Annotated in this window: 6 protein-coding genes; all 6 read left to right on the plus strand. The window is 58.5% G+C overall.

Annotation, left to right across the window (positions count from 1 at the left end; translation table 11 throughout):
* Positions 1-192 precede the first annotated feature (192 nt).
* Entirely contained in the window at positions 193-1,623 is a 1,431-nt protein-coding gene (gene argH / locus LEPOCDRAFT_RS00930) for an argininosuccinate lyase (protein WP_009453305.1), read from the plus strand.
* On the plus strand, positions 1,620-1,934 hold the full coding sequence (locus LEPOCDRAFT_RS00935) for a YkgJ family cysteine cluster protein (protein ID WP_009453307.1): 315 nt from the start codon (positions 1,620-1,622) through the stop codon (positions 1,932-1,934). The genes argH and LEPOCDRAFT_RS00935 overlap by 4 nt, the downstream gene beginning before the upstream one ends.
* Before the next feature lie 180 nt (positions 1,935-2,114).
* The gene (locus tag LEPOCDRAFT_RS00940; protein WP_009453308.1) at positions 2,115-3,671 is read left to right on the plus strand and encodes a hypothetical protein; all 1,557 of its coding nucleotides are present in this window, start codon (positions 2,115-2,117) and stop codon (positions 3,669-3,671) included.
* 12 nt (positions 3,672-3,683) lie between these two features.
* Positions 3,684-4,748, plus strand: a complete 1,065-nt coding sequence (locus tag LEPOCDRAFT_RS00945; protein WP_009453309.1) for a hypothetical protein — start codon at positions 3,684-3,686, stop codon at positions 4,746-4,748.
* Between the two features lie 119 nt (positions 4,749-4,867).
* Positions 4,868-6,778, plus strand: a complete 1,911-nt coding sequence (locus tag LEPOCDRAFT_RS00950; protein WP_009453310.1) for an autotransporter assembly complex protein TamA — start codon at positions 4,868-4,870, stop codon at positions 6,776-6,778.
* Positions 6,779-6,780: 2 nt separating this feature from the next.
* A partial coding sequence (locus LEPOCDRAFT_RS00955) for a hypothetical protein (protein WP_009453311.1) occupies positions 6,781-7,163 on the plus strand: 383 nt, incomplete at its 3' end.

A 7,163-nucleotide genomic window follows, 5' to 3' on the forward strand; every position in this document is an offset into this window, starting at 1 on the left:
CAGCGTGCAACGCCGGAAGCAATCTCTAAAATTTCCACAACTGTGCGAATTGTCGCTAACCTCGCGGCCCTAGCCCACGCATTTCGGGCTTAACAATTGATTTTCATCGGGTTCGGGGGGGAGCAAACCCCTTCCCACAGCCTCCAGAACGAATTCAAAGCTGCGAGCCCTCTATCAGAACACGTCCAGAACATGAACCGCAACCAACTCGACAAGAAATCCCAAGCCTGGTCCGCCCTGTTTTCTGAACCCATGAGCGAACTGGTCAAGCGTTACACCGCCAGCGTGTTCTTTGACAAGCGTCTTTGGCAAGCAGATATCGACGGTAGCTTGGCGCACGCCGAGATGCTCGCAGCACAAGGCATCATCAGCGCACAGGACTTGGCCGACATCCAGCGCGGCATGAGCCAGATCCGCGCTGAGATCGAATCCGGCACCTTCGCGTGGAAGCTGGATCTGGAAGACGTGCATCTCAATATTGAGGCGCGCCTGACGAGCTTGGTGGGCGACGCGGGCAAACGGCTGCACACGGGCCGTTCGCGCAACGACCAAGTCGCCACCGATGTGCGCCTGTGGCTGCGCGGCGAGATCGATGCCACCGCCTTGCTGCTTGACGAGATGCAACGCGCCCTCGTCCATGTGGCCAACCAAAACGTCGAGGTGATCCTGCCGGGCTTCACGCACCTGCAAGTCGCCCAGCCGGTGAGCTTCGCGCACCACCTTCTGGCTTATGTGGAAATGTTTGCGCGTGACGCCGAACGTTTGGCGGATCTGCGTAAACGCGTGAACCGCCTGCCGTTGGGCTCGGCCGCGCTGGCCGGCACCAGCTATGCGCTGGACCGCGAACGCGTCGCACGCACCTTGGGCTTCGAAGCCGTCTGCCAAAACAGCCTTGACGCCGTCAGCGACCGTGATTTCGCCATCGAGTTCACCAGCTTTGCGACGTTGGTGATGGTGCACGTGTCTCGACTGGCCGAAGAAATCGTGCTCTGGATGAGCCAAAACTTCGGCTTCATCAACCTCTCAGATCGCTACTGCACCGGCTCAAGCATCATGCCGCAGAAGCGCAATCCCGACGTGGCCGAGCTGGCCCGAGGCAAGTCGGGCCGCGTGGTCGGTCACCTGATGGGCCTGATCACCTTGATGAAAGGCCAGCCGCTGGCCTACAACAAGGACAACCAAGAAGACAAAGAGCCGCTCTTTGACACGGTCGATACTGTCAAAGACACGCTGCGCATCATGGCCGAGATGATCGGCGGCGAGGTCGCGGCAGACGGTTCACGCTCAGGCGGCTTGAGCGTCAAGCAAGAAGCGATGGAGCGCGCGGCACTCAAGGGCTACGCCACGGCCACTGACTTGGCTGACTACTTGGTCAAGAAGGGCTTGCCTTTCCGTGACGCCCACGAAGTGGTGGCGCATGCGGTGAAAGACGCCATTGCGCTCGGCAAGGACTTGTCTGAGCTGCCGCTGGAGACGCTGCAGAGCTACAACGCCAGCATCACGGCTGATGTGCATGAAGCTCTGACGCTGGCCGGCTCGCTCAACGCCCGCAACACCCTCGGTGGCACCGCCCCAAGCCAAGTGCGGGCACAAATTGCGCGCCATCAGGCGCGACTGGCATGAGCCTGCTCAGCAACCCCTGCCTGAACTGCGGCGCTTGCTGCGCCTGCTTTCGGGTGGACTTTGCCAGCGAAGAACTCTCCAGCCAAGGCGGTCACGTCCCTGACGGCTTGGCCGTGGATCTGCTGCCCGGCTTGATGCGCCTGCGGGGCACCGACCACGCCCAACCGCGCTGCGCTGCGCTGGTGGGCAAGGTCGGTGAACACACCACCTGCGGCATCTACGAATGGCGCCCGTCCCCCTGTCGGGAATTCAGCGCTGGGGAGCCTGCCTGCAACCGAGCCCGCCATCGCTACGGCCTTTTACCGCTCTGAAAATCGGTTGTTGCCAAAAAACAGCAGCCCTCGATGGCATTCATCACGACTTAAGGCGAAAGACCTTTTTTCTCACGGGATTGCCATCGTTTTAACAACTATTCAACACATCGACATACTTTAGCCACGGATACTCCGAAACCTGAGTCAACCCAGCACATCGGTTTTCGGAGTCTATCCATGCCAAAGTTAAGCGCGCTGGCCATTTCCATCGGAATGGCTTTTTATCTGTCTGGATGCGGTATGTCCACCAACGCTGTCAATGGGACAGCAAGCGGTATCTTGGTGGATGACATTATCATCGGCGCGACGGTATTTTGCGATCAAAATAACAATGGCATTTTAGAGGCTGGTGAAACCTCATCTGTCACCGATCAAAACGGTCAATTTGTTTTCTCTTCGGCATGCGCCGCTCAGATCATTTCTGTTGCTGGCACTGGCATCGACAAAACAACACAGCGCGCCCCCCAAGGTTCTTATCGCGCCCTTGCCGGTTCGAGCGTGATCTCCCCCTTCACCACCATGCAGGTTGAAAGCGGTCTATCGACGCCCGACTTCCAAGCGGTGATGCAAACCATGGGTTTGGGATCTCAAGATCCGGCCACGTTCAATCCGGTAGCCCAACCGGCGCAAACGGCCATGGCGGCGGCGGCGGCCGCGAAAATCCTCAATGACATTGCAGAAACTTCAGTGGCTGCAGGCGGAAGCGGTGAGATTGCATTTCGAGAGTCAGCCAAAAACCTCACTCAAGAAATTCTCAAGCAAAGCCAAAACACAGCATATGGATCTTCTATATTCTCTGACACAACCGTGATATCCGGGATCATTCAACGCACTGCCCGCCGTGGCCTTGACCACTTATCTTCTTGGTCGGCCAATCAAAAAGATAATGCGGCATCGATTGCATCACATGGTATTACGACATCTGTAGGCACTCTTCTTACCAAGAAAAATATGGCCGAGGCGGCAGATACCTTGCGCAATGGCGCCGTATCGACATTGATCAACCAAGTTGATCTATCCAACCAGCAATCGGTCAATAACGCCGTATCAGCGGTCAGTGCGGCTGTGCAGGCAGCGCAATATATCTACGTCGCCCAAGATCAGATGCTGATCACGCCCAGCCAAGGCCCAGCTATCACCGCCACCTTGGCCGACTTCACGTCCAACGGCCTCAATCTGCGTGGTCAAACACTCAGCAGTTTGGCCAGCATCGAACTGCCCTTGCGCAGCACTGCCTTTGCCTTGCCAGAGGGTCGCACTGAATTCGCTTTGGGTTTGACGGTCACAGATCGCCAAAGTTTGAAGAAACTCGAAGTGCTGCTCGACCGCGTACAACTGCAACGTGATCCAGCTGACCCGACCCGTCTAAGCATCGTGGTTCCGGCTGGAGCCCAATTGCACGCCTACGCACGCAGCGCCAGCGGCATCGAAGTCGGCACCGAAGGCCAAGGCATCGTCAACGTCGGTGCCGACGTGATCCAAACCGCTGGGGCCATCAGCTTGAGCACCAGCCCGGCACGTCTCCAAGCCTTGCTGCTGCGCCAATTCCCCGCCCAAGCTCAAGCCTTGGATAACCTGCTCAACACCACCGGTGACTTTGATCTGCAGATCGTGCTCGGTGGCTTGGTCTTGCGCCAAGCCGACGGCACAGCGCTACCCACAGGCACGATGCACGTCACACGCTCGGGCCCGACCATCAGTGGACCGAGCCTTGCCGGTCAGTTGCACTTCTGAGGGTTTGAACGGATGCCCTTGGACGCCCTGCTTCAAGCGACTTCAGTCGGCTTTGGCAGGGCTGAGGCCCCAGCCATGGTGCAGCTCGAAGTCATGCGCGACTTGGTCAACTCACAGATCGATGTCTTTCAGATACGGGGACAAGACCCTGCACTCCAAGGCACGAACATCGGTGACTATGCCGGCCAACACGTCCGTGGCCTGCTGAGAACTCATGCCGATCGCTTGCGTTTGGAGGGCCAAGTTTGGCAACGCAACATGCAAGATCGAGACAGTGTCATTCGTGTCACCAGTTGGCAAACGGGGGTGCAATGGCGCATGAACGACGATCGGAGTGCAGATCAGTCCTACGCTGTACGGCTCTCCAGCTGGGGCAATCAGTCTCAAGCCATTGAGCGCGCCAGCAATCTGAGTCTGCAAGCCATGGGATGGCACGCCACAGTCCAACAGATGCGCATCGAACAGCCACGCGACACCCAGCTGCAAGCCGATCTGATCGGTAGCTGGCGGCCTTATCGACTCTCAGCCTTTGTCGGCGTGGGTCAAAGTCGCGTGGAGCACGGCGACATCTCGGGTCAGGCCACGTTGTCTGGATGCACCTATCGCCTGCAATTTGACCCCACTGCCCTGATCGCCCGTCCGGCACCCGGTTGCTCCAGCCCCATGACCGTGCGTGTGCCGTTAAGCCTGTTGCCTTTCGACCTTCAAGGCGAAACCCGCTACCAAGCACGTTTTATCCATATGGGTGGGTCATGGTCCCTGCTGATGCCAATGCCATCGGCATGGTCGATGCAACTCGGCTATGAGCATCAACGCCTTGATCGCGGCACCTTGGATCGCCTGATCGCCCAACGTGGTGTCCGCCCCGTTGATCGCAACCACATCGGCATCGCCCAAATCGGGTATCAGATGGAACCAGGCTGGTCGCTGGTCGTCCGCGCCCAAGTGATGACGCAATCGTGGGTGGGCGAGATGCCCATGAGCTACAACACGCTCACCGCGCAACTTATGGATCGGCTCTATGGCTGGCTCAGCACCGGTATTCAGGCCGATTTTGAACCCATTGAAGGCGCGTAGCCAGCGGTATCGGCCACAATAGCGCCCCTATTAGGGCTTGATAAAGCCATCTCTGTGCGCCGTGCCTTCAACGCCGCACAACACGACACCAAGACAGCACGATGGCGGGTCCTACATTCATGGCGCACACTCGCCGGGCGTTCGATGCCTCGCGGGCTAGGCATCGCCTATGGCTGGTTTGGATCCTGTTCTGCTGCGTTTTCTCCCACGGAGCGCTTGCCGCAACGCCCAGCGATGACGCCCCAGAAAATGGGCACGTGACTTGGCAAACGGACCTTGATGCACCAGCTGATTTACAGCCCTTGCTGGATAAGTACCTCGATTTAAGTCGCTTTAAACGGCTGGGCCATGACCACATTGCCCGCAGTGAACTGCAACGATTGATCGCGGCAACGCCGTCGCAGGTCCGGGGATTGCTCGAAACCGAAGGCTATTTCGACAGCACCGCCCGTGTTGAGATCCTGCCTACACCGTCAGACCCTGCGCCAGCAGTGCCGCATTTGTATCTCAAAGTGCACGTCACGCCCGGCCCCATCTCGCGCGTGGCTGCTTTTCATCTCGACGTGCAAGGGGCCTTGGCCGAACGAGCCGCGCTTCCAACCGCAGCCAATGTGGATCCCGATGCCGTCGAAATAGCCCCGTCGGTGCTGATGGTCCGACTGCATGACAAATGGGCCCTACAACCAAACCACACTTTCACCCAAGCCTCATGGAGTGATGCCAAAGCCGCCTTGATCGCCCTGTTACGCGCCGAAGGCTATACCCATGCAGCGTGGAAAAGTACCCTTGCCCAGATCGATCCCATCAACCATCAAGCCATGTTGACCTTGGTGTTGGATAGTGGCCCGCTGTATCGCATCGGTCGCATCAGCGTCAACGGGCTGGAACACGTCAACTATGACGGGATCTTTCCCTTGTTTACCTTCGGTGAGGGCGAGCCGCTGCGTGAAAAACCGCTGCTTGACTTCCAAGACCGGCTCGTCAAAACCACCTTGTTTGAAACGGTCGGAGTCACCTTCAACCCTGACGCCAATCACCCCGAGTCGGTACCGATCACGATCAACCTGCGTGAACGGGCTTTGCACCAAACCACGGTGGGTCTGGGTTACTCCGATAACGCCGGGCCACGCATCACGTTCGAACACCTCCATCAACGCTTCGCCAATCAACCTTGGCAAGGCAAAACCAAAGTGCAATGGGGTCGGACGGAACAACTGATCTCGTTGGATCTGACCTCACACCCGGTGCTCGGTCCCTTTCGCAATCTGCTGTCCGGCGCACTCTCACAAACGGAAGCTGGGGGCTTGGTGATCACCAACGAGCGAGTCCGTGTGGGTCGAACTCAAGATAGCGAACGGATCGAACGCCTGTTCTATCTCGAATGGCTACGAGCCACCACGCGCCCCACCTATGGGACGAGCCTCACCGATGACTCCACCTCCGCCACCCTGAATTACCAATGGGTCTGGCGCAATCTTGATCACCCCATCTTGCCAACACAAGGGGTCGGTCTTTCTGCTGAAGCCGGCATAGGGCGCTCGTTTCACACCCTCACGGACAGTGGCTACTTCTCACGCGGCACATTGCGCGTGACGGGGTATTACCCGTTGGGGGACTCTTGGTACGGCCAAGGACGGATCCAATTGGGACAAGTTTTCTCGCCCATTCCAAGCACCAGCGTGCCCTACACCTTGCTTTTCCGGGCCGGTGGTGATGAATCCATACGGGGCTATGCCTATCAATCCCTCGGCCCCCAAGCCTTGGATGGCACGGCGATTGGCGGTCATGTGCTGGGAACCACCAGCTTCGAGATCGCGCACCCCTTCACCCGCAATACACCAGCGTGGTGGTGGGCGGCTTTCTACGATGCAGGCCAAGCGGCCGCCAACTGGGCGGCGTTCAAACCCGATAAAGGCTATGGACTGGGTGTCCGTTGGCGCAGTCCAGTGGGCCCGTTGCGCATTGATCTGGCTTGGGCCGAACGCCTTGAGCGTTTGCGTTTGCATTTCAGCATTGGCATCACCTTCTGAGCATGATCCCCACACCGCCCACACCACCATCACCCGACACAGCCTCTGGCGGCGGTGGGTCATGGCAGCGGCGCATCGCCAAGGCGGTGATCGTGCCGATGCTCCTGATCGGCGGGCTTTTGCTTGTTTTGAGCCTTTTGCTGGCTTTGCTGGTTAGCACCTCGTGGGGCACGCAAGCCGTGGCGGCCGTGGCTCAACGCATGCTGCCGCCACTGCGTCTTGAGCACGCCGAAGGTGCTCTGTTGGGCCAAGGACAGATCCAACAGATGAGCTGGTCCATCAGTCCCACCCAAACCTTGGTGATTGATCACATAGATTGGCACTTGGACCGGATCAGCGTGGCGCCATGGCCTGTGTTGCACTTTGACCATGTGCGTGTCCAAAG

The sequence above is a fragment of the Leptothrix ochracea L12 genome (assembly GCF_000262525.1).